Raw genomic sequence first — 22,937 nt, 5'->3', positions numbered from 1 at the left:
GTGGGCGCAATCGGGCATGACCGCCGTGATAGGCGTGCAACCACGGCCTGTCCAGTAGGACAGGCGGCGGGGTCTAGGTGTCGTCAGCGTCGGGCAGGACCAGTTCCAGATCGCCGCGCGCCTCAAGCGCGCGAATGGCGCCTACGATCTGGGTCATCGCCGCTTCGACCGCTTTGGGTTTGGATGGGCCGGCCTCTTCTATTTCGTCGCGCAGGGCATCGCCCATGCGCCCTGACAGGTTAGACAGGATATACGTTGCCACGTCGCCGTGACCTGCGGCATCTGCCCCGGCCAGCGCGGTGACAATCTGTGCCTGATCCACCTCGCGCAGGATCTTGGGAATGTCGCGGGGCGCGATACGGTCGGGGATGTTGGCAAAGGTAAAGATGGCGCGCCGCACCTGTTCGGCAAAGCCTGCATCGGTTTCATCCAGCCCGCTCAGAACGTCTTCGCGCGTGGTGGCGGGTGAAAAATTCAGTATTTCACCGACCCGTTCCACCGGACCGCTGGCAAAAGCCGTGGCGGGTTTGTTTTCCATCTGGCTGGCAAGGGACAGACCGATCCGGTCAACCGCATCCGGAGTGACAGCGCCGGTGCGCGACACCGCATAGGTGATCTGGCGCGCCCGCGGGCCGGGTAACTGGCCCAACAGTTCCGCCGCCTTGGGCACATCCAGTTTGGCCAGAAGCAAAGCGGCGATTTCGACACTTTCATTTTCCAGCACCGGCAGCAGAACGGCAATGTCCTGCGCGCGAATACGCTCCCACGGGTCGCCCGCCTGACGCACGCCAGCCTCTTTGCGCAGGCGCGATGCGGTTTGCGGGCTGATACAGCCATCCAGCGCATCGATTGCGCCGGCCATGCCTTTGGGAAAGGAAAGACCGATCCTGCCCAGTTCGTTGGCAAATTCGTCAATCACGCGCGCAACGGTATCGCGATCTACACTGCGCATTTCGCCCATCTGCTGGGTCAATTGCGCCTGAAGCGCTTCGGGCAATTCCTCAAGCGCAATTTCGGCCCCTTCGTTCAGCAGAAAGCGCACGACAATCGCCGCCTTGGCCTTGCGTGACAGGGCAATGGGGGCGGGTGCGGAGCCGGTGCCATTTACAGACGGAACAGACGCGGCAGATGCGACAGACGGGGGCAGCGACATGAAAACCTCTTGCCGGACAGGACTGACCTGTTTCTAGTCCGGCAAGGATGAATATCGCCTTAAATCAGTAATTGTAGGTCTGTCCGGTCGCCAAAGCCTCGCGCAGGGATGTTTCAGGCCATCCGCCTTGACCGCCGCGCGCCTGTATTTCACGCAGTTGCGCAAGGGCGGCGGCCTTGTCGCCCGCTTCGATCAGGCCCTGACCCATATAGGACCGCGCCAGCAAATTGTCGGGGTTGCGGGCAATCGCATCACGGTAATACGCCATGCCGCGTTCTGTATTGCCCATTTTGCGGTGAGTGAAACCCAGATAGGTCAACACCCGGTCGTCGCTCTGGTCCGACATTTCCGCCAGAACCTTTTGCGCATCTTCGTAACGCCCGGCATAGGCCAGTTCGCGCACCGCATCATACAATGTTTCGTCATCAAGCGACGACCCGCGCGGTTTGACGCATTTCTTGCGGGACGCATCCCAGACCTCTTCGCCCTTGCAGGTTTTGGTGGTGTTGGTGGGTTTGGGCGGCGATGTTGTTGTTTCGTCGCCCGCCGCAAAGGCAAGTGTCGGCAGGCACAAGGCAACAGACAGCAAAATACGCATTACTCTATCCTCATCATGACATGTCAGGAAGGTAGCGTACCCCGGGATAGAGTAAAGCCGCGCTTGGGTTCGCGGCTTCACAATGTTGTAAGTGTTCCGGCTGGATCAGCCGCTTACGATCGGGGTACAGGCCTGTTTGGCGCTATCCCAGACACTGCCTTGTGCGCAGGACATGGCCTGTTGGTCATAGCCTGAACATTTGGCCATCGCCAATCCCGGCAACAGGGTCAGGGAAACAGCGATCAGAAGGGTCTTGGGTGTCATAATTGGCTCTCCTGTGATGGATAGCGGGATCATAGCATAAAAACCGGGTTTGTTGCAGCGATTTTCCGCGGCAGGAAAGCGACGGCTTGCTGTAGTGCCCTGGAACTGTTTTACGCGCCCCTGCTTCCATGCCAGATTAAGCGGCGCACCGGTTCTTTCAGCCCGGAAATTGCAAGGGGTTCAAATTGCCAGACCAGCCGCCGCCATTTCTGATCCTGTCCGATGCCGTGTTGTCGGGAATGGGGATTTCGACACAGGATATCGTCGCGCGTATTGATGCTGCATTGCTGGCCCAGACGCGTGGCAAGGTGTGGAGCGCGCCGAAAGCCGCGATGCTTCCGGGGGATGGGCGTTACATGATGACAACGCTGTCCGCCAGCGATACACCGCAGATGACTATCGTCAAATCCGTTATGGTCAGCCCGCGCAATCCTGCGCGCGGGTTGAACGGGGTCGAAGGGGCGATTCTGATGCAGAACAGCGAAACCGGTGATCTGCTGGCCATCATGCAGGCGGGGTGGATCACAAAGGTGCGCACGGCAGGTCTTAGCTGTGTTGCCGCGCTGCGAATGGCGTATCCGCAATCGCGTGTTCTTGGTCTTGTCGGTGCCGGTCAACAGGCGCGCGGGCATTTGGTGGCGCTGGCCGATCTGTTCCCCTTGGAACAGGTTCGCATTTTCGGCCGCGGTGAGGCCAATATTGATCGGCTGGCCCGTTTGGCATCGGAACTGGGCCTGACGCCGGTGATCTGTGATACGGCGAAAGATGCAATAACCGACGCGGATATCGTCGTTTCGTCGGTCACGCTGTCTTATGATGCGAAGCCGTTTGTCGATGCACGCTGGATGAAACCGGGGGCTTTTGCCGCAATCACGGATGCCGCGACACCCTGGCATCGCACCCATATAAAATCGTTTGGCCGGATCATCATCGATGATCTGGAACAGGAACGCGAAAACCCCAGAAAGATGGTTGATCCCGATCTGGTGGAGGGCGATCTGGCTTCGCTGGTCGGACAGGGGGATCAGCCACACCCCGATCCGACAAAACCATCGGCTTTTGTGTTCAGGGGCATGGCAATCGGCGATTTCGCAATTGCCAGCCTCGCCTATGAACGGGCGCGCGCGCTGGACCTCGGGCGATCGGTCAGTTGGTAGGGGTCATTGGCATCCGCACGCTCTGGATATCGCTGATGGGACGCAGTAAAATCGTGCTCGCAAAGAAAAGAAAGGACACCTTGTCAGATGACACCGACTTTTACCCGCGCGGCACAAGCCGGTTTGATCCTGTCGGTCATTGTGTTGTCAGGCTGCATTGATCCTGAACTGAACCCGCCAACCAGCGGCGTCTATTATGAGGAAATTCACCATCAGTCGGTCTATGGGCGCAGCCGGTAAGGCCGCGCCCGCGCGCTGTTAATCTGTGGTGCCGAACACCCGTTTGAAAATCGTATCCACGTGTTTGGTGTGATAGCCAAGGTCGAACTTTTCTTCGATCTCATCAGCGCTTAGCGCGGCCAGAACATCGGCATCGGCAAGCAGTTCGGTTTTGAAATCCTTGCCCTGCTCCCAGACTTTCATCGCGTTGCGCTGCACCAGTTTATAGGCGTCTTCGCGGCTGACTCCGGCCTGCGTCAGCGCCAGCAATACCCGCTGGCTCATCACCAGTCCGCGGAATTTATTCATGTTCGCCAGCATGTTGTCGGGGTAGATCACCAGTTTGTCGATCACCATCGTCAACCGCGCCAGCGCAAAATCCAGCGTGATCGTGGTGTCGGGCCCGATATTGCGTTCCACCGAAGAATGGGAAATGTCGCGTTCGTGCCAAAGGGCCACGTTTTCCATCGCCGGCACCACGGCCATGCGCACCAGACGCGCCAGACCTGTCAGGTTTTCGGTCAGCACCGGATTGCGCTTGTGCGGCATCGCGCTGCTGCCTTTCTGCCCTGCGCTGAAAAATTCTTCGGCCTCAAGCACTTCGGTACGCTGCATGTGGCGGATTTCGGTGGCAACATTTTCAATCGAACTGCCGACAACGCCAAGTGCTGCGAAAAACGCGGCGTGGCGGTCACGCGGGATGACCTGTGTGCTGATCGGTTCCGGCTGCAGGCCCAGCTTTTCGCAGACATGTTCTTCGACGCGCGGATCAATATTGGCGAACGTCCCGACCGCGCCCGAGATTGCGCCGGTGGCAATCTCGGCCCGTGCCGTGTGCAGGCGGGCCAGGTTGCGATACATTTCCGCATAAAACCGGGCGAATGTAAGGCCCATTGTGGTGGGTTCGGCGTGGATGCCGTGGCTGCGCCCGATGCGCACGGTATCCTTGTGTTCCAGTGCCCGTCGTTTCAGTGCGGCCAGCAATGCCTCGACATCGGCAATCAGAATATCGGCGGCACGCACCAGTTGGACGTTGAAGCAGGTGTCCAGCACGTCCGAGCTTGTCATGCCCTGATGCACAAAACGGGCCTCGTCACTGCCGACATGTTCCGCCAGATGGGTCAGGAACGCGATCACGTCGTGTTTGGTCACGGCTTCGATCTCGTCAATGCGGGCGACATCAAATTCCACGTCCTTGGCCTTCCACACGGCCTCGGCATTGGCGCGCGGGATCACCCCCAGATCGGCCATCGCATCACAGGCATGGGCCTCGATCTCGTACCAGATGCGGAATTTTGTTGCGGGCGACCAGATGGCAACCATATCAGGACGGGAATAGCGGGGGATCATGGGCGGCGCACCTTTTTATGACTGTTCAGCAGATAGGCGCGGTCTTAGACTTAGCCGCGACGCATCACAAGACAGGAGAGTCGCAAGTGAGACGCTTTGCCCTGATCGTGCTGTTGATCTGGCCGTTCACAGCAAGCGCAGGCGATGTTTGGACACCCTTAAGCGGGAGTGAAATCCGCGAAGCGTTGACGGGGCGTACCCTGCAATATGAAACCGCATGGCAGGATTTCCGGGCCTCCGGCAAGACGCTGTATAATGCAGGGTCCGACAGTTGGGGAAACTGGCGCATCGAGGATGATCAGTATTGCAGCCAGTGGCCCCCCAATGATCTATGGGCCTGCTATGAAATGGAACGGTCAGGCGACAGATTGCGTTTTGTCGGACCGAACAACGATATAACCGAGGCTGACTATAAAGAATGAACGCGCAACATCCCGTTCCTCCCGCCCGCAAACTGGCCGATTTTGAAGGCCACTGGTCGCTGACCCGCGATATCGTCCATGAAAACGGCCCCCCTGCGTTTTTCGAAGGCGAAGCGCACTGGACCCCGCAAGGGGACAATCTGGCATATCTTGAAGCGGGATTGCTGACGGTAAAGGGACTGGCCCCGATACAAGGGGAACGCCGCTATCTTTGGGGGCCGGACCTTACCGTGTATTTCGAGGACGGGCGGGTGTTTCATCACGTGCCTGCGCGCGGCGGCCCGGTGTCGCACTGGTGTGATCCCGACCAGTATGACGGGCGCTATGATTTTACCCACTGGCCCAGTTTCGAAGTTGAATGGCAGGTCAGCGGCCCGCGCAAGGCCTACCGCATGACCAGCACATATCGACGGGTTTAAAGCGGGTTCGGGGCCGACAAACGCTTCTTTGCTTGCGCAGAAAGATCAGGTCGGGCATTTATGCAGAAATCCGATGGCAATGGACAGGAGACAACGATCCATGCAAGCGACAGTGACACGAAACGTATTGGCCGACATCCTTGGCCCGCAAAGCGGCACCGCGCTGCGCCTGAAACAGGCGGCGCTGGTTATTCTTGGAATTGCGGTTCTGGCCATCGCAGCCAAGATCAAGGTGCCGATGTGGCCGGTTCCGATCACAATGGGCACGTTTGCCGTGTTGACGATCGGTGCGGCCTATGGCGCGCGTCTGGGTCTGGCCACGATCCTTGGCTACATGATCATCGGCGCGTTGGGCTTTGATATCTTTGCCGGATCATCTGCGGAAAAATTCGGCCTGACCTATATGATGGGCGGCACAGGCGGCTATCTGGTCGGTTATGTACTGGCGACACTGGCGCTGGGTGCGCTGGCACAGCGCGGCTGGGACCGGTCGTTCAAGTGGATGGCGCTGGCGATGCTGATCGGCAACGTGCTGATCTATGTACCGGGTCTGGTCTGGCTGGGGCAACTATACGGTTGGGACAAGCCCATTCTGGCTTGGGGTCTGACCCCGTTCCTGATCGGTGACGTGCTGAAACTGGCTTTGGCGGCATTGCTGCTGCCCGCGATCTGGAAACTGGTCGGCAACGCGCGCGGCTGACCCCGATCAAATCGACATTCAAAAGGCCCGGACCATGCGTCCGGGCCTTTTTCATTGCAGGACAGCCTGTCGCAAGATGGCACTTTGGTATGGACAAGCGTCCACAGGTGACGCTGAATGGACGCCGGACAATCAAGGAACCCATCGCCATGAGACATAGACGAACGTCTGTTTTTAAACGATTTGCCGCAGCAGTGCTTTTGATCTGTGCTGCGGGCATGGGCCATGCAGGCACGCCGGTTGTCTATAGTGATGGTGAACAATCGCTGTTTCGCGTGGATGTTCCGGATTTCTGGTCGGTGCGCACGGGTGGCGAACGCGTGATTGCAGACCCTGAAACCGATGAACCGCGCACAGTGGGCCGCGTGATCGGTCTGGCGCCTGTCGAAGGGGGTGGCGTCTGGGTGGGGCTGGTTTCTCCGCGCAATGTCACGACGCTGGATCAGGCGGACCAGTATCTGCGCGATATCGGCCCTTTTCTTGTACAGGATACCGAAATCAGCAAACGCACCAACCGCAGGATCGCAGGCTTGCCCGCTCGCACCGTGGCGGGACGGGGCACGCGGGATCGCAAATCGATCGATTTTACCGCTGTGACCATTGATCTGCCCAACGGGCGTGTTGCCGTGGCTGTTGTGGTGTTCGAGGCGGGGGCCGATCCGGCCTCGGCTGATGTGATCAACGAAATGTTCGCATCCTTCAAAGCCATTCGATAAGGGGACCGGAAAATGCGTATTTCAGTGCGAAAGCTTGTTTTGTCCCTCGGCCTCGGCGCGTCTGTCGTTGCCGTTTCGGCATGTGATCCGGGATCGGTCAGTACTGGCGGTTCGGTGTATTACGGGGCATCTTATTACGATTCGATGTTGTGGAACGACTATTACTATGGCGGCCACACCAAACCCGACCGCCCCGACAGGCCCGACCGCCCCGACAGGCCGACGCGCCCGCCGATCACAAATCCTGATCCCGGGTTTTCACGCCCGCCGGTGCATCGCCCGCCGGTGCATCGCCCGCCTGCCGCGCGCCCGCCGATTCACCGCCCGGCCGGTGGCGGACGGTTGCGCTAGGCCATATCGGCCAGTTCGGTCTGGATATGTGATGTCCGTTCCAGCGTGCGGTGTACGGGGCATTTGTCGGCGATTTCCAGCAACTTGGCACGCTGATCCGGTGCCAGTTCTCCGCACAGGTGGATGACGCGTTTGAAGCTGTCGATCTTGTCGCCACCGGTTGTGCCTGCGTCCTGCGCGTGAACCTTGTCGTGCGTTACATCCACCCAGATATGATCCAGCGGCCAGCCCTTGCGCCGCGCATACATACGAATGGTCATTGACGTGCATGCCCCCAGACCAGCGGCCAGAAATCCGTAGGGCGACATGCCCAGATTGGTACCGCCATAGGCCAGCGGCTCATCCGCGAGGGCGTGATGCGCCGGACCGGCGTTCACATCCTGCAGAAAGCCGTTCGGGTCGGCCTCGGATACACGCACGATGCCTTCGGGCGCACCGGGTGGCGGGGCAGGCGGCGTCAGATCCAGATAGCGCGATGTCCACGCCGCGATCACGTCGGCGGCGTATTCAGCATCTTCGGCGCGCGAAATCAGATGGTCGGCGCGGTCGAGCGTGACAAAGCTTTTGGGGTGTTTGGCCGCGCGGAAAATATCGCCCGCGTTGTCGATGCCGACAGTATCATCCAGCGGAGCATGCATCACCAGAAGCGCGGCATCGAGCGTTTCAATCGCGGGGGCAAGCTTGCTTTGGGCAACATCGTCGACAAAGGACTTGCCAATGCGGAACGGACGCCCGCCCAGCGTTACATCCGCCGCACCGTTGCGGGTAATCTCGGGCAGGGCATCGGCAAAGTTGTGGGTCACATGGCTGGGATCGAACGGGGCGCCCAGCGTGACCACGGCCTTGATCGATGGAATTTGCGCCCGCGCCTTGAGCACGGCAGCCCCGCCCAGCGAATGGCCGATCAGCAATGACGGCGCCAGATCGCGCCCGTCCAGATAGCGGCACGCCGCCACCAGATCATCGACATTCGAAGTGAATGACGTGTTGGCAAATTCGCCTTTGGAATGGCCAAGGCCGGTGAAATCGAACCGCAAGACCGCAATGCCCATTGCGGCCAGACGGCCCGCGATGCGCCGCGCGGCGGGGATATCCTTGGAACAGGTGAAACAATGGGCGAACAATGCCGTGGCCAGAACCGGACTTTCGGGCAGGTCCAGCCGCGCGGCAAGCTCTGACTGATCGTGACCGGCGAAAGTAATCCGTTCCGTAGGCATCCTTGCTCTCCTTTTTGGGATGAGCTTAAGGGTGGCGCTTTGCCTGTGGTGCTTCAAGGTGCGCCCGGTGGCTGTCACGCGATGGTGACCGGATGAAACGTGGCGCGCGGGCTCAGAACAGGCCTGCGGCGGTCGGATCGGCCTACTGCATCTGGTCTATTTCGGCCTCAAGCGCCGCGATTTCAGCCATGCCTTGGGTAATTTCGGGCACTTGCATCACCACATAAGTGATGGCCAGGCCGGCAAAGACCAGTTTGCCCAGCTTCATGCGCTGTGCCCAGGGATTTGTTTCGGGTTCGGGCGTGGCTTTGGCGGGCTGTGGTTTGCGCGCCCCCAGTTTGCCCGACATGACGGACAGGATGCGGGATTTCGGCACGGCATCGGCGGGTGGTTCATCCGCAGGATCGCCGCGTCCCAGGAACGCATCGCGCAGGGCCGCACTTTCGTCGGCCAGCGGCTGGCGGACCTTGGGTCTGGCTACCGGTTCCGCGATTTTGGAACCGGCCGTTTCCTGAGCGATGCGATCGGCGTCAACAATATCTGTCGGGCCTGGAATGTTCTGTGACATGGAAAGACGCCTTTTCAACAATGCATAACACCACGGTAACCACAAATTGTGGCAGCAAATTTGCGCAATTGCGGAATTGCGCTGGTGGGGTGTTTGGCGTTGGTTGGGTCTGGCCGTCAGGAAAGCCGCGGCCAGATGCAGGTGTTGCCGCTAGACAGGCAACAGGGCAACGACCTGCGCGAATGCGCCATTGGCGTGCAGCGCCACAAGCAGGCCGGTGACGGACAAAGCCTGTGTGTTCAGGCGAAAATCTTCGCCCCGCAGAAGGTTGATAATGAACAGGCTCAGGGCCACTGGCAGTGCGATACAGGCGACAACGCCGGACATGGCCCATGTCGCCAGGCGCAGCGGATCCGAAAGTCTGTCGTCCTGCGCGACCGGTTGCGCGTCATCCTTGAGCGGGATGCGATAGGCATGGGCCAGCGCAACCTGCGCCGACGACCAATCAAGGCCTGATGTCAGCGGCACGAAATGCGTTTGCAAGTTCGTCCCCGAAACCTTGGCCGATCTGGCTGCCGCCCTGACCGTTGCAAATCGGCGGGCAGGTTTGGTCAGGATCGGGCGCTTGGGCGTGACCACGTTGGTTTCAGGGCACATTTCAAAGCAGGACAGGAATTCGTCAGACGGCAGCAATGTCGATTGATCAAGCCATTCCACCACCTCCGGGTTGTGGGTGCGCACGAGGTCGATCATCAGGTAGGCCAGCAGCGATTCAGGATCACCCGCCACACATTCGGACAGTTTGATTTCGATACGGCTGCCGATGTCGAATGCGGCCTGTGCTTGTGTCGTGTCACATTCCTGCTGTGCCGCATTGGCAGGCAGAACATGCAGTTCAATGGAACATGCATTGGATGACAGATGCACCTTATGTGCGATCAGATCTGCAGACATATCCACAGTGTAACCCTGCTTTTCCAGCGAAAAGCAGACAGTTTTGGCGACTTTCTGCAAACGCACGCGTGACGTTGTCGCCAGCCCGAGTCCGCCGTGATATACCGCAAAATCCCGAATTCGTGTGTCCCCTCACGATTACTCTCGCTTAAGGGTATGACGCTAAATTGCGGAAAAACTGTGTCATCAGGGAAATTAAATTCAGTATCCGGAATGGATAAACCCCGGTGCCACCTTGTCTTGCGGGCTAGCCGTCGATCCGCGCGGCCATGATGGCAATGGCCTGCTGGTAGACCGTGGCGGCGTTCCACTGTTTGATCACGGCGAAATTGGGCTGGCCCTGTTGATACCCCTTGCCCGGTTTCCACCCCTTCTGGCGCAGGAAATTGGCGGTCGAGGCCAGCGCATCGGTCTGGTTATAGAAATCGACGCGCCCGTCACCAGTGGCATCCACCCCGTAAGTCAGCGCATTGCCGGGCAGGAACTGGGTATGGCCCAGTTCGCCGTGTTTCGCGCCCTTGGTGGCGGGGGTGATCGCACCCTGATCCACCAGTATCAGCGCCCCGATTGCGTGGGGCTTGAAAAAATCGGACCTGCGGCAATCATAGGTCAGGGTGACGATGGCCGATACGACAGGGCTGTCGCCCATGAAACTGCCAAAGGCGGTTTCCATGCCATGTATAGCAATCAAGACCCCGGAAGGCACGCCGTACTGGCGCTCCAGTGTCGCGTAATAGTCCGGATTGCGCGCCTTGCGTTTGCGCCCATGGGCGACGATTGTATCGGCCCCGCGCACCTGCATGAATTTTTCCAGCGAATATCTGAACGATTTCTGGTTGCGGTCCGCCGCAATGGTGCGCTTGGCATAGGTGCTGGCCGCAAGCGCCTGAAGCCCCAGTTTCTTCACCCCGGCCTGACGCGCCTCTTTGGCAAAATCGGATTTCCACGCTTCAAAGCCCGCACCGGTGTTGCCGCACTGGGCGGCCAGCGCGCCTACGGGCAGAACGGACAGGGCGCTAAAAGCGAAAACCTTAAGTAAACGGCGCATGGAAACCTCACTCGGACGTGTCAGATAGGGCAAAGCTAACCTGCAAATGCGATCAGACAAACAGGAAAGTGGACCGGACCGGTACCCAAGCACCGGATCAGGGCAGCGTGGGCGACATCAGATACATGGCCTGCACCGCCTGACCGGGTTTCACGCCGGGAAATGCCTGTTTGAACAGTTGCTCCATAGCGCCGTTGTTGAACATTTCGGACAGTGCTGTATCGACGGCAAGACGAAAATCGGCATCGCCGCGGGGCAGGGCCAAACCCTGTTTTTCAAGGGTCAGGATGGGGCTGGGTTGCTGGAACTGCTCCTGCAACTTCTGGGTGAAGAATTCGTACATCAGAATCGACTGATCGGCGAAGTAAGCGTCAATCTCGGCGGCCTTGATCGCGTCAAATCCGGCGTTATGGTCCGTAAACTTGACCACCTCGGCTTCGATATTCGCCTGTTTCAGCGACGCTTCCAGCACCGTGAGAGTTGTGGTGTTGCTGCGCACCCCGATCTTCTTGCCGGCCAGATCCTCGAAATTCGATCCCATCGTTTTGGGGAGTAGTACCGAAGTTCCATCAACATAGATCGGCACCGAAAAATCCACTGTCTGGCGCCGTTCCAGCGTGATTGTTGCGGCACCGCACAGCATATCGATGTCACCACTGGCGACTTTTTCAAACCGGTCGTCGGTGTCAATCGGAATGAAACTGACCTTGAGATCGGGCAGTTGCAGGGATTTTGCAATCGCCTGCGCAACGCCGACACAGACCAGCGGACTGTACCCCGCCGGTTGCCCGTCGGCCTGGGCAAAAGACAATGGCGCAGCGTCAGCCCGATACCCGATATTCATCTGGCTTGTGTCCTTGATCCGTTCCAGCGTCTGGGCACTGGCCGGGGTCGCAAACAGGAGGGCCAGTAAGGGCAGGGCGAAGAGGCGCATAACAATATCCTTGAAAATGTCAGGTTCATCGCGAGCATAACGTGCAGGTGCGCGGCGTCCATCCCAATCGGGCCCAATCGGCCCCAAAGCAAACGGGCGCCCGTTTCGGGGCGCCCGCATCAAAAGTGTCATGGCCAAAGCCGGAACATCAGCAGCTGTAATACATACCGAATTCAACCGGGTGCGGCGTGTGTTCGTAAAGTTCGATCTCTTCCATCTTGAGATCGATGTAGCCGTCGATCTGGTCTTTGGTGAACACGTCACCGGCCAGCAGGTAATCATGATCGGCCTGCAGTTCTTCCATGGCTTCGCGCAGCGAACCGCACACTGTCGGGATACCGGCCAGTTCTTCGGCGGGCAGATCATACAGGTTCTTGTCCATGGCTTCGCCGGGATCAATCTTGTTCTTGATGCCGTCAAGGCCGGCCATCAGCAATGCCGCGAACGCCAGATAAGGGTTGGCCGCTGGATCGGGGAACCGTGCCTCGACCCGTTTTGCCTTGGGGCTTTCTGTCCACGGAATACGGACACAGCCCGACCGGTTGCGGGCCGAATAGGCGCGCAATACCGGCGCTTCAAAGCCCGGGATCAACCGCTTGTAGCTGTTGGTGGCCGGGTTTGTGAACGCATTGAGCGATTTGGCGTGCTTCAGGATACCACCGATGTAATACAGCGCTTCCTGGCTGAGATCGGCATATTTGTCACCTGCGAACAGGGGCTTGCCGTCTTTCCAGATCGACATGTTCACATGCATGCCTGTGCCGTTGTCGCCTGCGATGGGCTTGGGCATGAACGTGGCTGTCTTGCCATAGGCGTGGGCCACGTTGTGGATCACATATTTGTACTTCTGCAATTCGTCGGCCTGTTTGGTCAGGCTGTCGAAAATCAGGCCCAGTTCGTGCTGGCACGATGCCACTTCGTGGTGGTGCTTGTCGACCTTCATGCCAAGGCATTTCATAGTCGACAGCATCTCGCTGCGCAGATCCTGTGCCTCGTCTGTCGGGTTGACCGGAAAGTAACCGCCCTTGACGCCGGGGCGGTGGCCCATGTTGCCCATTTCGTATTCCGTGTCGGTGTTCCAGGATGCGTCTGTTGCGTCAACCTCATAGGACACCTTGTTGATCGAATTGGAAAAACGCACATCGTCGAACAAGAAGAATTCGGCCTCGGGGCCCATATAGGCGACATCACCGATACCGGACGCTTTCAGATAGGCCTCGGCCTTCTGGGCGGTGCCGCGCGGGTCACGCTCGTACGCTTCGCCAGTGTCGGGTTCGACAACCGAGCAATGCACGCAGATGGTTTTTTCAGCATAGAACGGATCGATATAGGCGCTTTCGGTATCCAGCATCAGCTTCATGTCGGACGCTTCGATGGATTTCCAGCCTGCGATGGACGAGCCGTCGAACATGAACCCTTCTTCGATGAAGTCTTCGTCCACCAGATCGGCCACGATGGTCACGTGCTGCAGTTTACCGCGCGGATCAGTGAACCGGATATCGACATAGTCGACATCTTCGTCCTTGATCATGTCGAGAACTTTGTTTTTGCTCATTTCCGAAGGGTCCTCTTTTTTGGAAAGTATGAGTTAAGCGATTAAAGTGCGTCTGAACCGGTTTCACCGGTGCGGATGCGGATGGTTTGTTCAACGGGGGAGACAAAGATTTTGCCGTCACCGATTTTATCGGTTTTGGCGGCATCCACGATCGCCTCGATTGCCGAGTCGACCTGATCATCGTCAAGCACGACCTCGATCTTCACCTTGGGCAGGAAATCGACCACGTATTCGGCGCCGCGATAGAGTTCCGTGTGGCCCTTCTGACGGCCAAAGCCCTTGACCTCGATCACAGACAAGCCCTGCACGCCGACGTCTTGCAGGGCTTCTTTTACTTCGTCCAGTTTGAACGGTTTGATGATGGCTTCGATTTTTTTCATCCCGGTCTCCTCGCAGATGCGTCATGCGGCGTCAGACCACTTCTGTTTTGGCGCGGCAATCGGTTAAGATAGCGGTGCTGGAATCTGAACGGAAAATGACGACATGCGCCCAAATACTGTGCAGCGTGCACAAGTTTTAATCACAAATGAATCGTGGGGTCCGGCGAGGTGAGTGAACTTCTGACAGCCGCCCAAATGCGCGAGATCGAGCAGGCCGCGATGCAAAGCGGCGATGTGAGCGAACTGGAATTGATGGAGCGCGCCGGGCGCGGCGTGTTCGAAGCCATTTGCGAGCGATGGCCTGAGGCGGCGGGGCGAGGGGCCAGCCCCTCGCGCTCCCCGAAGTATTTGGAAAAAGATGAACAGGGTTTCAAAGCGGTTGTGCTGTGCGGGCCGGGGAATAATGGTGGAGACGGGTTCGTTGTTGCACGATTGCTGAGGGAAGCGGGGGCGCAGGTGCGGGTGTTCCTGCTGGGCGACATGGAAAAGCTGCCTGACAGTGCAAGGAAAAATTGCGCGCGATGGCTGGAACTGGGAGACATCGACCCGTTTGATGTGGCACATTTTCCGCCTGCGATGCCGGGCGAACCGGATATCTATGTGGATGCGCTTTTTGGCACCGGGTTGACCCGGCCTGTGCAAGACAGTGCGCCATTGCGGGCTTTGGCCGCGGACCGCGTTGCGGATGTGGTGGCGATCGATTGTGTGTCGGGGCTTGATCTGGACAGCGGCCGGTTCCTGACCGCGAACGGGGCGACATATCGCCGGGCGGCGCTGACGGTGACGTTTCACGCGCCCAAGCGCGGGCACTATCTGGCCGAAGGTGCGGTGGCATCGGGGCAGGTGGTGGTGAAGGACATTGGCATAAGCCGCGATATTGCCCACGCGGTGCCTGGGTTTGCCGATCAGACACGGCGCGCGGGCGAGTATGTTTTTCTTGCGCCGCAAGATGGAGACGATCAACCGGTGTGGCGTGATCTGGACAAGGGTGACGCGGGACCGGCGCACCCGCACAAATATGATTTTGGTCACGCGTTCATTCTGTCCGGCGGGGTGGGAAAGACCGGCGCCGCCCGTCTGGCGGCCCGTGGTGCGCTGCGGATCGGGGCAGGGCTGGTGACACTGGGCGTTCCGCCCGACGCGCAGGCCGAAGTGGCCAGCCAGATCACCGCCCTGATGATGCGGCCCGTGGCCGATGGCGCGGATCTGGGCGCCGTGCTGCAGGATGTACGAATCAATGCGCTGTGCCTTGGGCCGGGATTGGGGGTGGATGCGCATGGGCAAGCATTGGTGCAAGCTGCGCTTGAGGCAGAGCGCAAGCCCGCGCTTGTTCTGGATGCCGACGCGTTGACGCTGATGGCAGAGGCGCCGGCGTTGCTGGACCGCTTGCATGCCGGTTGTGTACTGACACCCCATGCTGGTGAATTTACCCGCCTGTTTCCGGATATTGCCAACAGGCTGGCCGCACCTGCGCGGTCTGGCCCTGCCTATTCCAAGGTTGATGCCACACGTGCGGCGGCACAGCGCGCCGGGTGTGTGGTGCTGTTCAAGGGGGCCGATACGGTGATTGCCGCGCCTGACGGCCACTGTGTGATCCATGCTGCAACTGGCGTGCGTTCCGCCCCATGGCTGGCCACGGCGGGGTCAGGTGATGTTCTGGCGGGGTTCACTACCGGATTGCTGGCGCGCAGGTTTGAGCCGCTGCGCGCCGCGCAACTGGCGGCGTGGCTGCATGTGGAATGCGCGCGACAGGTCGGCGCCGGATTGATCGCCGAGGATCTTTCCGAACACTTGCCTGCGGTGTTTCGCGATCTTGGGCTTTAGGCCTGTCGGGCGTTGGCCAGAACAGTCGATGCGCGCGGCGATGCGTTTGCGGACAAGGCGGCGGGCTGGGTGCTGTAGAGTTCCAGGCCATCGACATAGATCACATGGGGCGAGTCAAATTCGATCTGGTAAAGAAGCATGTCGACTTCGCCCAGATCGGTCACGAACTCTCCGTCGATCAGGCGGCTGGCAGGAACCATCGCCCGTTTGCCGCCAAACAGCGCTTCGGCGCGCCAGTCGCGGATCAGGACATGCTGATCGGCGGACAGGATAACATCACGGTCCGGCCTTGTGTGACCCAGTGATCCGGCCCGCAGTCGCACTGCGCGGCATGTTGTCTGGAAAGAGCGCACTGAACGGATCACCGACATGCCGGTATCGCGGGTCACGATCCTGTCGCCGCTGTTGAGGAATTCGACGGGCATTTCGCCGTCAAGCGTCATCACGATGGAGCCTGACGCAATGCCTTGCGCTGCTGTCAGATCAGGGTTCAACTGGCCCGTTTGCGGATCATGCCCGCCAACGCGCCCGACCGTTTTCGGTTTCATGGGCGTATCCTGCTATGTCTGCCTCGGTTTTTTCATGACTTTATGTCATCATTGGGATCATGTCGCGCCTTTTTTTGGTGTGCCGGGCGCCCAACAGCCCCCGAGTTGACACAATTGGTTAACGTGACAAAGCCGGGGCACCGTTCTAGAGTTTCTGAAAACAACGATTTCGCAGGCCGGGCAGGTTACAGGCGATGGCAAATTATGATTTCTGGGCGCTGGGGGAAGCGTCTGTTACCGTATCCGGTGGCGGGCAACTGGATGGCGTCACCCAAGGTGACGGTTCGCATCTGGTTGGGCTGACGATTACGCTGACATCTTCGAATTTCGAAGAAATCAGTGTGCGCGACGGTGGATCGGATAATAATTTTGACGACAATGACGGCAATCAAAGGCTGCGGGGCACGCAGGATTTTGATGGTGTGACCTATGGCAACAACACAACGATAGAGGCCGAATACCAGATGGTATTGCGCGATCCGAATACAGGGATCGAATATCGCGCCATCGCGGTCAACATGAACAATTCCTCGCCCAGTTACGCCACGATCGAAGGTATCGCCTTTGTCGATGTCATCCCGCCGCGCAACGTGGCGCTTGAGGTGATTTCGGCCGCCGAAGGACCGGGCAGTTCGGGGCAGCCGCCGCTTGGGTCGGGCAGCATCGCGCCGCCCTGTTTCACACCGGGCACCAAGATCGCGACACCCACGGGGCTGGCCCGCATCGAAGACCTGAAGGTAGGCGATATGGTGCACACGCTGGATCACGGAGCGCAGCCGCTGATCTGGGTCGGGCAGGTCAGCGTCAGTTCGCTGCGTATGGCGTTGCGGCCCGCGTTCCGCCCTGTGCGGATCGCCAGAGGCGCGCTGGGGCAGGGCATGCCGGTGCGCGACATGATGGTATCGCCGCAGCATCGTATTCTGGTGCAGGGGCCGCAGGCAGAGTTGCTGTTCGGGGCGCCACAGGTGCTTGCCGCCGCGATCCATCTGATCAACGGCACAACGATTACCCGCGCGTGGGTCGTGGCCGAGACGACCTATTTCCATCTGCAATGCGAGCGCCACGAGGTGCTGATTTCCGACGGACTGCCCAGTGAAAGCTTTAACCCGGGGCCCGCGTCGCTTTTTGCCCTGCAAGACAGCGCCTGCGCCGAATTGCGCGCGCTGTTTCCCGATCGCGATCTGAACCACGCCGCCCCGCTGACATCGGCGCGCCCCTTGATAACCCGTGCCGAAGCCGCTTTGTGGAGCGCGCGCGCCGCCTGATATGTCCGGGCTTCTTTTTCTCTCGCATCCGTGCAAAAGCTTTGATATGCCCGCGCCAATGCGGGTGTGGCGGAACTGGTAGACGCACCAGATTTAGGTTCTGGCGCCTTTGGCGTGGGGGTTCGAGTCCCTTCACCCGCACCACCTTCCCCTTTGTTCCGAGTGATGTGACAACTGCGACTTCCCGCGCTACGGGTGGGTATGTTACGTTTCCCGCATAGGCTGTTTCGGTCGACCGGGATGGCGCGCCGAGAATTACAATAACAAAGGACACTCCGATGCCCCGTACCGCCACCGCCCTGATCGCTGTTTTGTTGTCCTCAACCGCCGGTTCCGCACTGGCTGAGTTTCGCTATGACGTGGATGGTGGTGGTTCTGTGCTGTTTTACGGGCAGTTTGATCCGGCCTTTCTGTATTTTGATGACGGTGTAGAAAGCTATCGCAATCTTGTCGACAACGTGAATTCCAACAGCCGGTTCGGATTGGATTTTACCCAGCAATACGGAGAAAATACCTTTCGGTTCAATTTTGAATCCGCGTTCGGGTTTCGCGGGTCGGCCGGGGTGAGCCAGTTGTTCAAGGTCGATGAGTTCGATTGGGATCGCACCAATATCCGCAAGGTCGATTTCAGCCTGAAAACACCGATATACGGTACTTTTTATGTCGGGCAGGGCAGCATGGCGACGGATGGTGTGGCCGAAAACGATCTGTCGGGTACGACGCTGGTGACGTATTCGTCGATTTCGGATACGGCGGGTGCATACCTGTTCCGAACATCCGCCGGCGCGTTGTCTACCGTGGCGATCGGGGCGGTATTCAGTGATCTGGACAGCGGGCGGCGCGGCCGGATCCGGTATGACACACCCAGCTTTGCCGGATTCAGCCTGTCCGCTGCCTATGGCGAGGAAATTCTGGACCCTAACATAAACGCGACGTTTTCAGACATCGCGCTGAAGTACAACGAAACGTTGGGTGATTTCAAAGTGAATGCGGGGATCGCGTATTCCTATCGAGACGGCGATACGTTCAATCAGGAAGACACGTTCGGATCAGTCTCTGTGCTGCACAGTTCGGGTTTTAACGGCACGCTTGCCACCGGCAGTCGCGACGGAGGTGGCAAATACGGATACGTCAAGCTGGGCTATATCGGCAATTGGATCGGGGCGGGTACAACGGCGATTTCTGTAGATTATTACGACGGCAGCGATTTTCTGGTGGCCGGATCGTCTTCGGAAAGTTTCGGAATTGGCGCGGTGCAAAAGATCGACCGCCTGAACTTGGAGGCGTATCTGGGCTATCGGTCCTATGCCTACAGTCAGGTCGGGGCTTCGTTCAGGGATGCAGAGTCGGTTCTGTTTGGCGCACGTTTCAAATTCTGAAGCCAAGAGATGCTGCGCTGAACCCATGGTTTTTTGCGCCTTCTTGCGCAACAGACCGGTTGAGCGCGCAATGCCCCTTGCGCAGGCTGTTGCGGACCAATAGAAGGCCCCAAATTTGCATGGCGTGCGGTCCGCGCGCGCACAAACCTATGGGGAACATTTGATGCAGGTCACAGAGACGCTGAACGAAGGTCTGAAACGCGCCTATTCCATTACCGTCACCGGTGCCGAGCTGGACGCGAAGGTGCTGGAAAAGCTGAAAGAGGCCCAGCCCGAAGTCGAGATGAAGGGCTTTCGCAAGGGCAAAGTGCCGATGGCATTGCTGAAAAAGCAGTTCGGCCAGCGAGTGCTGGGCGAAGCCATGCAGGAAGCGATCGACGGCGCGATGAAAGAACACTTTGATGCCAGCGGCGATCGTCCTGCACTGCAGCCCGAGGTCAAAATGACCAACGAGAACTGGAACGAAGGCGACGACGTTCTGGTCGACATGAGCTATGAAGCGCTGCCCGACATTCCCGAAGTTGATTTCAAGAAAATCAAACTGGAAAAGCTGGTCGCGAAAGCGGACGACAAGGCTGTTGACGAAGCGTTGGAAAATCTGGCCGAAAGCGCGCAGGATTTCAAGGATCGCAAGAAAGGCAGCAAAGCCAAGGACGGCGACCAGATCGTGATGGATTTCGTCGGCAAGGTCGACGGTGACGCTTTTGAAGGCGGATCAGCCGAAGATTACCCGCTGGTTCTGGGATCGAATTCGTTCATTCCGGGCTTTGAAGAACAGCTGGTCGGTGTCAAAGCCGGTGAAGAAAAAACGGTGACCGTGACGTTCCCCGCGGAATACCAAGCCGATCATCTGGCCGGGAAAGAAGCCGTGTTCGATTGCACGATCAAGGCCGTCAAGGAACCGACAGCGGCCAAGATCGATGACGAACTGGCCAAGAAATTCGGCGCCGAGGATCTGGCCGCGCTGAAAGAACAGATCGCAGAGCGGTTGGAGGCGGAATACGCCGGTGCGGCACGCGCTGTGATGAAACGCGCCCTGCTTGACGAACTGGACAAGGCTGTTTCGTTCGAACTGCCCCCGTCTTTGGTTACTGCCGAGGCAGGCCAGATCGCACACCAGTTGTGGCACGAAGACAATCCGGACGTGGAAGGCCACGATCACCCGGAAATCGAAACGACGGACGAACACACCAAGCTGGCTGAACGCCGCGTGCGTCTGGGCCTGCTGCTGGCCGAACTGGGCCGCAAGGCCGAGGTGGAAGTGACCGACGCGGAAATGACGCAGGCGATCATGAACCAGGCGCGCCAGTACCCCGGACAAGAGCGTCAGTTTTTTGAATTCGTTCAGCAAAACCAGCAGATGCAACAGCAACTGCGTGCGCCGCTGTTCGAAGACAAGGTTGTCGATTACGTGTTCGAACTGGCCGAAGTGAAAGACAAGAAAGTGAACAAGGACGCTTTGCAAAAGGCGGTTGAGGCACTTGACGAAGAATAAGCCGGATCACCGGTTTTGAAACAAGGGGCTGTCCTGCGGGGCAGCCCTTTTTCGTTGGGCCCGACATATCCATGCCACAACTGGCGCGAATGCAGGCAACACCGCTGCACATTCTCGCCCGGTGTGCGGCACAAATCTGCCCCTTTTAACCGCTTTAACGGTCAGGACGTTGCGGGCGTTTTGCGGTCGCACCCTGTTGGGCAATTCCAAGGGTAAGGGCTTATGGAACTGATAGACTGGCTTGCCAATCCGACCTGGAAATCAGAGATCGTTCTGTGTTTCATCGCAGTGTTCATCTTGTATTTCGGGTTCAAAAAGAGATCGGAACTGAGCAGGCATGCGGCTGAAAACACCGTTGCCACGCTTCTTGTCGGCGGTGCAAACATTTTTGTGGCGATATACTTTCTGAATGATCTGAATGCCTTGGCGCAATCTGCTTATAAGTCCCTGTCCATTCCGACGCTTGATCCGGAGTTCTGGGATACGACACCTTTCTGGATCGTCTGCCTGATCGGCGTGGCGGCCAAGGACTTTGTGGATTATTGGAACCACCGGTTGATGCACACCAAATGGGGCTGGCCGACCCACGCGGCGCATCATTCCGACACCCATGTCAACGCATTCACAGCCAACAGAATTCATTTTCTGGAGGCGTTTTTGATGACCTGCAGCTATATTCTGCTGCTGACATGGTTGCAGATGCCATATGCCATTCCCGTCGTGATCATTTTCCACACCCTGCACAGCAAATATGTTCACATGGATCTGGAATTCGAACACGGCCCGCTAAAATACCTGATCGCGTCGCCGGTTTACCATCGCTGGCACCATGCCGATGTGCCCGAAGCCTATGGCAAGAACCTTGCCAATGTGATGCCGATCTATGATGTGATGTTCGGCACCTATTACAATCCGGGGAAATGCGATGCGCCGATGGGCGCCTTGAAAAGCGGCATTGCCGACAAGAACCCGGTTCTGATCCTGATCTATCCGTTTCAGGAATGGGCGCGCCTTATCAGGCAGGCGTGGTCTGATCATCTTCAGGCCAAAACGGAACAGTGCGACAGGTCTGCGGCCGCAGATGATGCCTCTGCCGCACCACAGAGGGCCGAGCGGCACTCCTCCGTCTAAAAGGCCACGTTGCGTTAGGATTTGGCCGCTGTGCCGGTCAACGGGTGATCTGGCCGGGTCAGGATTTCAAACCGGTTTCCACCAGCATGCCACGGCGTTTGGCTTCGTAGTAATAGCCCTGCGAATACCATTTGACTGCGTTGTCATAACTGCCATCGGCCAGAAGCCACGCGCCGCGCAGGTATTTGACGGCGTAGGTCAGGTTCGTTTCCGCATCCAGCAGGCCCGCAGCGGGGCCGTCATAGCCCATACCGCGCGCTGTGTTGGGATGGATCTGCATCAGCCCCATGTAAGGGCCGTTGCGCGCGGCGGGGTTGTGTGTGCTTTCACGGATCACAACGCGGTGCACCAGGGGGCGGGGCACGTCGTAAAGATCGGCATATTGATTGATCAGCTGACGCAACTGCGGTGTTTCATTGGGGTAAAGGGGCGGCGCGGCCCGCGATACAGGATCAGGTTGCGAACTGGCACATCCGGCCAATGCTGCGCATAAAAGGATCAAAGCCAAACGGCGGAAAAACCCGGGCATGGATACGCTTTCGAAAGGATCAACTGAGTTGTTTCTGGCGGCTTATCCGAGATGAGGCAAGACAGCCTGTGCACCATGCGCAAGGGTCTGCCGATGGCGCGCCGGCAACGAAAAACGCCGCGCAGGAAACCTGCGCGGCGTTGATGTGGGTCAGGTCGCTGATCGGGATCAGCTTGCCGGTGTTTCGTCTTCGTCGCTGGCGGGTTCTTCGGTGGCAACACCCGAGGATTCGGCCAGATCGAAGTCTTCTGCAGCGGCAGTTCCGATATCGTCGAACAATTCGGCGATTTCGAATTCTGCCGCAGCTTCTTCTTCTGCGGCCAGTTCCTGAATGGATTTGCCCGATGCCTGCAATTCCGCCTCTTCAGGGGAACGTGCGACGTTCAGATTGATTTCTGCTGTCACTTCGGGGTGCAGCACGATGGAAACCGAATGTACGCCCAGATGTTTGATCGGGCCGGTCAGAACGACCTGCTTGCGATCAAGAGTAAAGCCGTTTTCGGTCGCCGCGTCGGCGGCGTCACGGGTGGTAACAGAACCGTAAAGCGCGCCTGCGTCCGAGGCAGAGCGAATCACGATGAACTGCTGTCCATCCAGTTTCGCAGCCATGGATTCGGCTTCTTTCTTGGTTTCAAGGTTCTGCGCTTCCAGCTGGGCCTTGCGGGCCTCAAAGCTGGCGATGTTCGCTTCGGATGCCGAAAGGGCTTTGCCCTGCGGCAGCAGATAGTTGCGCGCATAGCCCGATTTCACATCGACGACTTCGCCCATCTGGCCCAGTTTGGCCACGCGTTCGAGAAGGATAACTTGCATTGTGCTTACTC

General features: G+C 58.6%; 26 protein-coding genes and 1 tRNA gene. 13 read left to right on the top strand and 14 right to left on the bottom strand.

Annotated elements, in window-relative coordinates:
- Window positions 1-73: 73 nt before the first annotated feature.
- The 3 genes from OLX72_RS17790 to OLX72_RS17780 all read right to left on the bottom strand — a co-directional run bounded on the left by OLX72_RS17790 (window position 74) and on the right by OLX72_RS17780 (window position 2,015).
- The gene (locus OLX72_RS17790) at window positions 74-1,153 is read right to left on the bottom strand and encodes a flagellar motor switch protein FliG (protein ID WP_433989238.1); all 1,080 of its coding nucleotides are present in this window, start codon (window positions 1,151-1,153) and stop codon (window positions 74-76) included.
- 64 nt (window positions 1,154-1,217) lie between these two features.
- Window positions 1,218-1,751 carry a tetratricopeptide repeat protein gene (locus OLX72_RS17785; protein WP_114869883.1) on the bottom strand — a complete coding sequence of 178 codons (534 nt, stop codon included), beginning with the start codon at window positions 1,749-1,751 and terminating at the stop codon, window positions 1,218-1,220.
- 105 nt (window positions 1,752-1,856) lie between these two features.
- Window positions 1,857-2,015 carry an adenylosuccinate lyase gene (locus OLX72_RS17780; RefSeq protein WP_114869884.1) on the bottom strand — a complete coding sequence of 53 codons (159 nt, stop codon included), beginning with the start codon at window positions 2,013-2,015 and terminating at the stop codon, window positions 1,857-1,859.
- A 185-nt stretch (window positions 2,016-2,200) separates the two neighbouring features.
- Between OLX72_RS17780 and OLX72_RS17775 the strand changes: the two genes are divergently transcribed.
- On the top strand, window positions 2,201-3,172 hold the full coding sequence (locus tag OLX72_RS17775) for an ornithine cyclodeaminase family protein (protein WP_433989237.1): 972 nt from the start codon (window positions 2,201-2,203) through the stop codon (window positions 3,170-3,172).
- An 87-nt stretch (window positions 3,173-3,259) separates the two neighbouring features.
- The gene (locus tag OLX72_RS17770) at window positions 3,260-3,412 is read left to right on the top strand and encodes a hypothetical protein (RefSeq protein WP_162797964.1); all 153 of its coding nucleotides are present in this window, start codon (window positions 3,260-3,262) and stop codon (window positions 3,410-3,412) included.
- 18 nt (window positions 3,413-3,430) lie between these two features.
- Here the strand turns inward: OLX72_RS17770 and purB are convergent, their stop codons facing one another.
- Window positions 3,431-4,741 (bottom strand): adenylosuccinate lyase, encoded by a 1,311-nt coding sequence (purB, locus tag OLX72_RS17765; RefSeq protein ID WP_433989236.1) that lies wholly within the window; start codon window positions 4,739-4,741, stop codon window positions 3,431-3,433.
- Between the two features lie 86 nt (window positions 4,742-4,827).
- Between purB and OLX72_RS17760 the strand changes: the two genes are divergently transcribed.
- The 5 genes from OLX72_RS17760 to OLX72_RS17740 all read left to right on the top strand — a co-directional run bounded on the left by OLX72_RS17760 (window position 4,828) and on the right by OLX72_RS17740 (window position 7,349).
- Entirely contained in the window at window positions 4,828-5,163 is a 336-nt protein-coding gene (locus OLX72_RS17760) for a hypothetical protein (RefSeq protein WP_114869886.1), read from the top strand.
- Window positions 5,160-5,582, top strand: coding sequence for a DUF6314 family protein (locus tag OLX72_RS17755; RefSeq protein WP_114869887.1), 423 nt, complete (start codon window positions 5,160-5,162; stop codon window positions 5,580-5,582). The genes OLX72_RS17760 and OLX72_RS17755 overlap by 4 nt, the downstream gene beginning before the upstream one ends.
- Window positions 5,583-5,682: 100 nt before the next feature.
- Window positions 5,683-6,282 carry a biotin transporter BioY gene (locus tag OLX72_RS17750; RefSeq protein ID WP_114869888.1) on the top strand — a complete coding sequence of 200 codons (600 nt, stop codon included), beginning with the start codon at window positions 5,683-5,685 and terminating at the stop codon, window positions 6,280-6,282.
- A gap of 149 nt (window positions 6,283-6,431) precedes the next feature.
- Window positions 6,432-6,998, top strand: coding sequence for a hypothetical protein (locus OLX72_RS17745; RefSeq protein ID WP_162797965.1), 567 nt, complete (start codon window positions 6,432-6,434; stop codon window positions 6,996-6,998).
- A gap of 12 nt (window positions 6,999-7,010) precedes the next feature.
- Window positions 7,011-7,349, top strand: coding sequence for a hypothetical protein (locus tag OLX72_RS17740; protein WP_433989235.1), 339 nt, complete (start codon window positions 7,011-7,013; stop codon window positions 7,347-7,349).
- Here OLX72_RS17740 and OLX72_RS17735 read toward each other — a convergent pair.
- From OLX72_RS17735 to OLX72_RS17705, 7 genes are all read right to left on the bottom strand, one after another.
- Window positions 7,346-8,566: a bifunctional alpha/beta hydrolase/OsmC family protein gene (locus tag OLX72_RS17735; protein WP_433989234.1), complete on the bottom strand. Its 1,221-nt coding sequence runs from the start codon at window positions 8,564-8,566 to the stop codon at window positions 7,346-7,348. The two genes, OLX72_RS17740 and OLX72_RS17735, sit on opposite strands and share 4 nt — an antisense overlap.
- A gap of 142 nt (window positions 8,567-8,708) precedes the next feature.
- On the bottom strand, window positions 8,709-9,134 hold the full coding sequence (locus OLX72_RS17730; protein ID WP_114869892.1) for a hypothetical protein: 426 nt from the start codon (window positions 9,132-9,134) through the stop codon (window positions 8,709-8,711).
- 150 nt (window positions 9,135-9,284) lie between these two features.
- On the bottom strand, window positions 9,285-10,034 hold the full coding sequence (locus OLX72_RS17725; RefSeq protein WP_433989233.1) for a hypothetical protein: 750 nt from the start codon (window positions 10,032-10,034) through the stop codon (window positions 9,285-9,287).
- 241 nt (window positions 10,035-10,275) lie between these two features.
- Window positions 10,276-11,076 (bottom strand): lytic murein transglycosylase, encoded by an 801-nt coding sequence (locus OLX72_RS17720; RefSeq protein ID WP_433989232.1) that lies wholly within the window; start codon window positions 11,074-11,076, stop codon window positions 10,276-10,278.
- A gap of 97 nt (window positions 11,077-11,173) precedes the next feature.
- Window positions 11,174-12,010, bottom strand: coding sequence for an amino acid ABC transporter substrate-binding protein (locus tag OLX72_RS17715; RefSeq protein WP_433989231.1), 837 nt, complete (start codon window positions 12,008-12,010; stop codon window positions 11,174-11,176).
- A gap of 148 nt (window positions 12,011-12,158) precedes the next feature.
- A complete protein-coding gene (glnA, locus tag OLX72_RS17710; RefSeq protein WP_433989230.1) occupies window positions 12,159-13,565 on the bottom strand; it encodes a type I glutamate--ammonia ligase in 1,407 nt (468 codons plus the stop codon).
- Window positions 13,566-13,606: 41 nt separating this feature from the next.
- Entirely contained in the window at window positions 13,607-13,945 is a 339-nt protein-coding gene (locus tag OLX72_RS17705) for a P-II family nitrogen regulator (RefSeq protein WP_114869896.1), read from the bottom strand.
- A 168-nt stretch (window positions 13,946-14,113) separates the two neighbouring features.
- On the opposite strand from OLX72_RS17705, the gene OLX72_RS17700 reads away from it, so the two are divergent.
- Complete coding sequence (locus tag OLX72_RS17700) at window positions 14,114-15,769, top strand: NAD(P)H-hydrate dehydratase (RefSeq protein WP_433989229.1); 1,656 nt, start codon at window positions 14,114-14,116, stop codon at window positions 15,767-15,769.
- On the opposite strand, the gene OLX72_RS17695 is transcribed toward OLX72_RS17700, so the two are convergent.
- Window positions 15,766-16,317, bottom strand: a complete 552-nt coding sequence (locus tag OLX72_RS17695; RefSeq protein WP_114869897.1) for a Hint domain-containing protein — start codon at window positions 16,315-16,317, stop codon at window positions 15,766-15,768. The two genes, OLX72_RS17700 and OLX72_RS17695, sit on opposite strands and share 4 nt — an antisense overlap.
- Window positions 16,318-16,511: 194 nt before the next feature.
- Here OLX72_RS17695 and OLX72_RS17690 point away from each other — a divergent pair, with 194 nt between their 5' ends.
- The 5 genes from OLX72_RS17690 to OLX72_RS17670 all read left to right on the top strand — a co-directional run bounded on the left by OLX72_RS17690 (window position 16,512) and on the right by OLX72_RS17670 (window position 21,587).
- Complete coding sequence (locus OLX72_RS17690; protein ID WP_433989228.1) at window positions 16,512-17,582, top strand: Hint domain-containing protein; 1,071 nt, start codon at window positions 16,512-16,514, stop codon at window positions 17,580-17,582.
- Between the two features lie 60 nt (window positions 17,583-17,642).
- Window positions 17,643-17,726, top strand: a tRNA-Leu gene (locus tag OLX72_RS17685).
- A gap of 134 nt (window positions 17,727-17,860) precedes the next feature.
- Window positions 17,861-18,961 (top strand): porin, encoded by a 1,101-nt coding sequence (locus OLX72_RS17680; RefSeq protein WP_114869907.1) that lies wholly within the window; start codon window positions 17,861-17,863, stop codon window positions 18,959-18,961.
- Between the two features lie 163 nt (window positions 18,962-19,124).
- On the top strand, window positions 19,125-20,456 hold the full coding sequence (tig, locus tag OLX72_RS17675) for a trigger factor (protein ID WP_433989227.1): 1,332 nt from the start codon (window positions 19,125-19,127) through the stop codon (window positions 20,454-20,456).
- A gap of 222 nt (window positions 20,457-20,678) precedes the next feature.
- Window positions 20,679-21,587, top strand: coding sequence for a sterol desaturase family protein (locus tag OLX72_RS17670; RefSeq protein WP_433989226.1), 909 nt, complete (start codon window positions 20,679-20,681; stop codon window positions 21,585-21,587).
- Window positions 21,588-21,645: 58 nt separating this feature from the next.
- Here OLX72_RS17670 and OLX72_RS17665 read toward each other — a convergent pair whose 3' ends face one another.
- On the bottom strand, window positions 21,646-22,116 hold the full coding sequence (locus tag OLX72_RS17665) for a transglycosylase SLT domain-containing protein (RefSeq protein ID WP_433989225.1): 471 nt from the start codon (window positions 22,114-22,116) through the stop codon (window positions 21,646-21,648).
- Window positions 22,117-22,284: 168 nt separating this feature from the next.
- On the bottom strand, window positions 22,285-22,926 hold the full coding sequence (gene rplI, locus OLX72_RS17660; protein ID WP_114869909.1) for a 50S ribosomal protein L9: 642 nt from the start codon (window positions 22,924-22,926) through the stop codon (window positions 22,285-22,287).
- Window positions 22,927-22,937: the final 11 nt, after the last annotated feature.

The sequence above is a fragment of the Sulfitobacter sp. TBRI5 genome (genome assembly GCF_051013555.1).
Taxonomy (GTDB): Bacteria; Pseudomonadota; Alphaproteobacteria; order Rhodobacterales; family Rhodobacteraceae; genus JL08.
This window is presented reverse-complemented; position numbering and strand designations above follow the sequence as displayed.

Excerpts from the sequence above, each read along its gene's own strand:
- OLX72_RS17680 (WP_114869907.1), top strand. The coding sequence starts at position 17,861 with ATGCCCCGTACCGCCACCGCCCTGATCGCTGTTTTGTTGTCCTCAACC.
- OLX72_RS17670 (WP_433989226.1), top strand. The coding sequence starts at position 20,679 with ATGGAACTGATAGACTGGCTTGCCAATCCGACCTGGAAATCAGAGATC.
- OLX72_RS17665 (WP_433989225.1), bottom strand. The coding sequence starts at position 22,116 with ATGCCCGGGTTTTTCCGCCGTTTGGCTTTGATCCTTTTATGCGCAGCA.
- rplI (WP_114869909.1), bottom strand. The coding sequence starts at position 22,926 with ATGCAAGTTATCCTTCTCGAACGCGTGGCCAAACTGGGCCAGATGGGC.
- OLX72_RS17770 (WP_162797964.1), top strand. The coding sequence starts at position 3,260 with ATGACACCGACTTTTACCCGCGCGGCACAAGCCGGTTTGATCCTGTCG.
- OLX72_RS17790 (WP_433989238.1), bottom strand. The coding sequence starts at position 1,153 with ATGTCGCTGCCCCCGTCTGTCGCATCTGCCGCGTCTGTTCCGTCTGTA.
- OLX72_RS17745 (WP_162797965.1), top strand. The coding sequence starts at position 6,432 with ATGAGACATAGACGAACGTCTGTTTTTAAACGATTTGCCGCAGCAGTG.
- OLX72_RS17785 (WP_114869883.1), bottom strand. The coding sequence starts at position 1,751 with ATGCGTATTTTGCTGTCTGTTGCCTTGTGCCTGCCGACACTTGCCTTT.
- OLX72_RS17780 (WP_114869884.1), bottom strand. The coding sequence starts at position 2,015 with ATGACACCCAAGACCCTTCTGATCGCTGTTTCCCTGACCCTGTTGCCG.
- OLX72_RS17740 (WP_433989235.1), top strand. The coding sequence starts at position 7,011 with ATGCGTATTTCAGTGCGAAAGCTTGTTTTGTCCCTCGGCCTCGGCGCG.
- OLX72_RS17730 (WP_114869892.1), bottom strand. The coding sequence starts at position 9,134 with ATGTCACAGAACATTCCAGGCCCGACAGATATTGTTGACGCCGATCGC.
- OLX72_RS17695 (WP_114869897.1), bottom strand. The coding sequence starts at position 16,317 with ATGAAACCGAAAACGGTCGGGCGCGTTGGCGGGCATGATCCGCAAACG.
- glnA (WP_433989230.1), bottom strand. The coding sequence starts at position 13,565 with ATGAGCAAAAACAAAGTTCTCGACATGATCAAGGACGAAGATGTCGAC.
- tig (WP_433989227.1), top strand. The coding sequence starts at position 19,125 with ATGCAGGTCACAGAGACGCTGAACGAAGGTCTGAAACGCGCCTATTCC.
- OLX72_RS17715 (WP_433989231.1), bottom strand. The coding sequence starts at position 12,010 with ATGCGCCTCTTCGCCCTGCCCTTACTGGCCCTCCTGTTTGCGACCCCG.
- OLX72_RS17755 (WP_114869887.1), top strand. The coding sequence starts at position 5,160 with ATGAACGCGCAACATCCCGTTCCTCCCGCCCGCAAACTGGCCGATTTT.
- OLX72_RS17750 (WP_114869888.1), top strand. The coding sequence starts at position 5,683 with ATGCAAGCGACAGTGACACGAAACGTATTGGCCGACATCCTTGGCCCG.
- OLX72_RS17720 (WP_433989232.1), bottom strand. The coding sequence starts at position 11,076 with ATGCGCCGTTTACTTAAGGTTTTCGCTTTTAGCGCCCTGTCCGTTCTG.
- OLX72_RS17705 (WP_114869896.1), bottom strand. The coding sequence starts at position 13,945 with ATGAAAAAAATCGAAGCCATCATCAAACCGTTCAAACTGGACGAAGTA.
- OLX72_RS17735 (WP_433989234.1), bottom strand. The coding sequence starts at position 8,566 with ATGCCTACGGAACGGATTACTTTCGCCGGTCACGATCAGTCAGAGCTT.
- OLX72_RS17690 (WP_433989228.1), top strand. The coding sequence starts at position 16,512 with ATGGCAAATTATGATTTCTGGGCGCTGGGGGAAGCGTCTGTTACCGTA.
- purB (WP_433989236.1), bottom strand. The coding sequence starts at position 4,741 with ATGATCCCCCGCTATTCCCGTCCTGATATGGTTGCCATCTGGTCGCCC.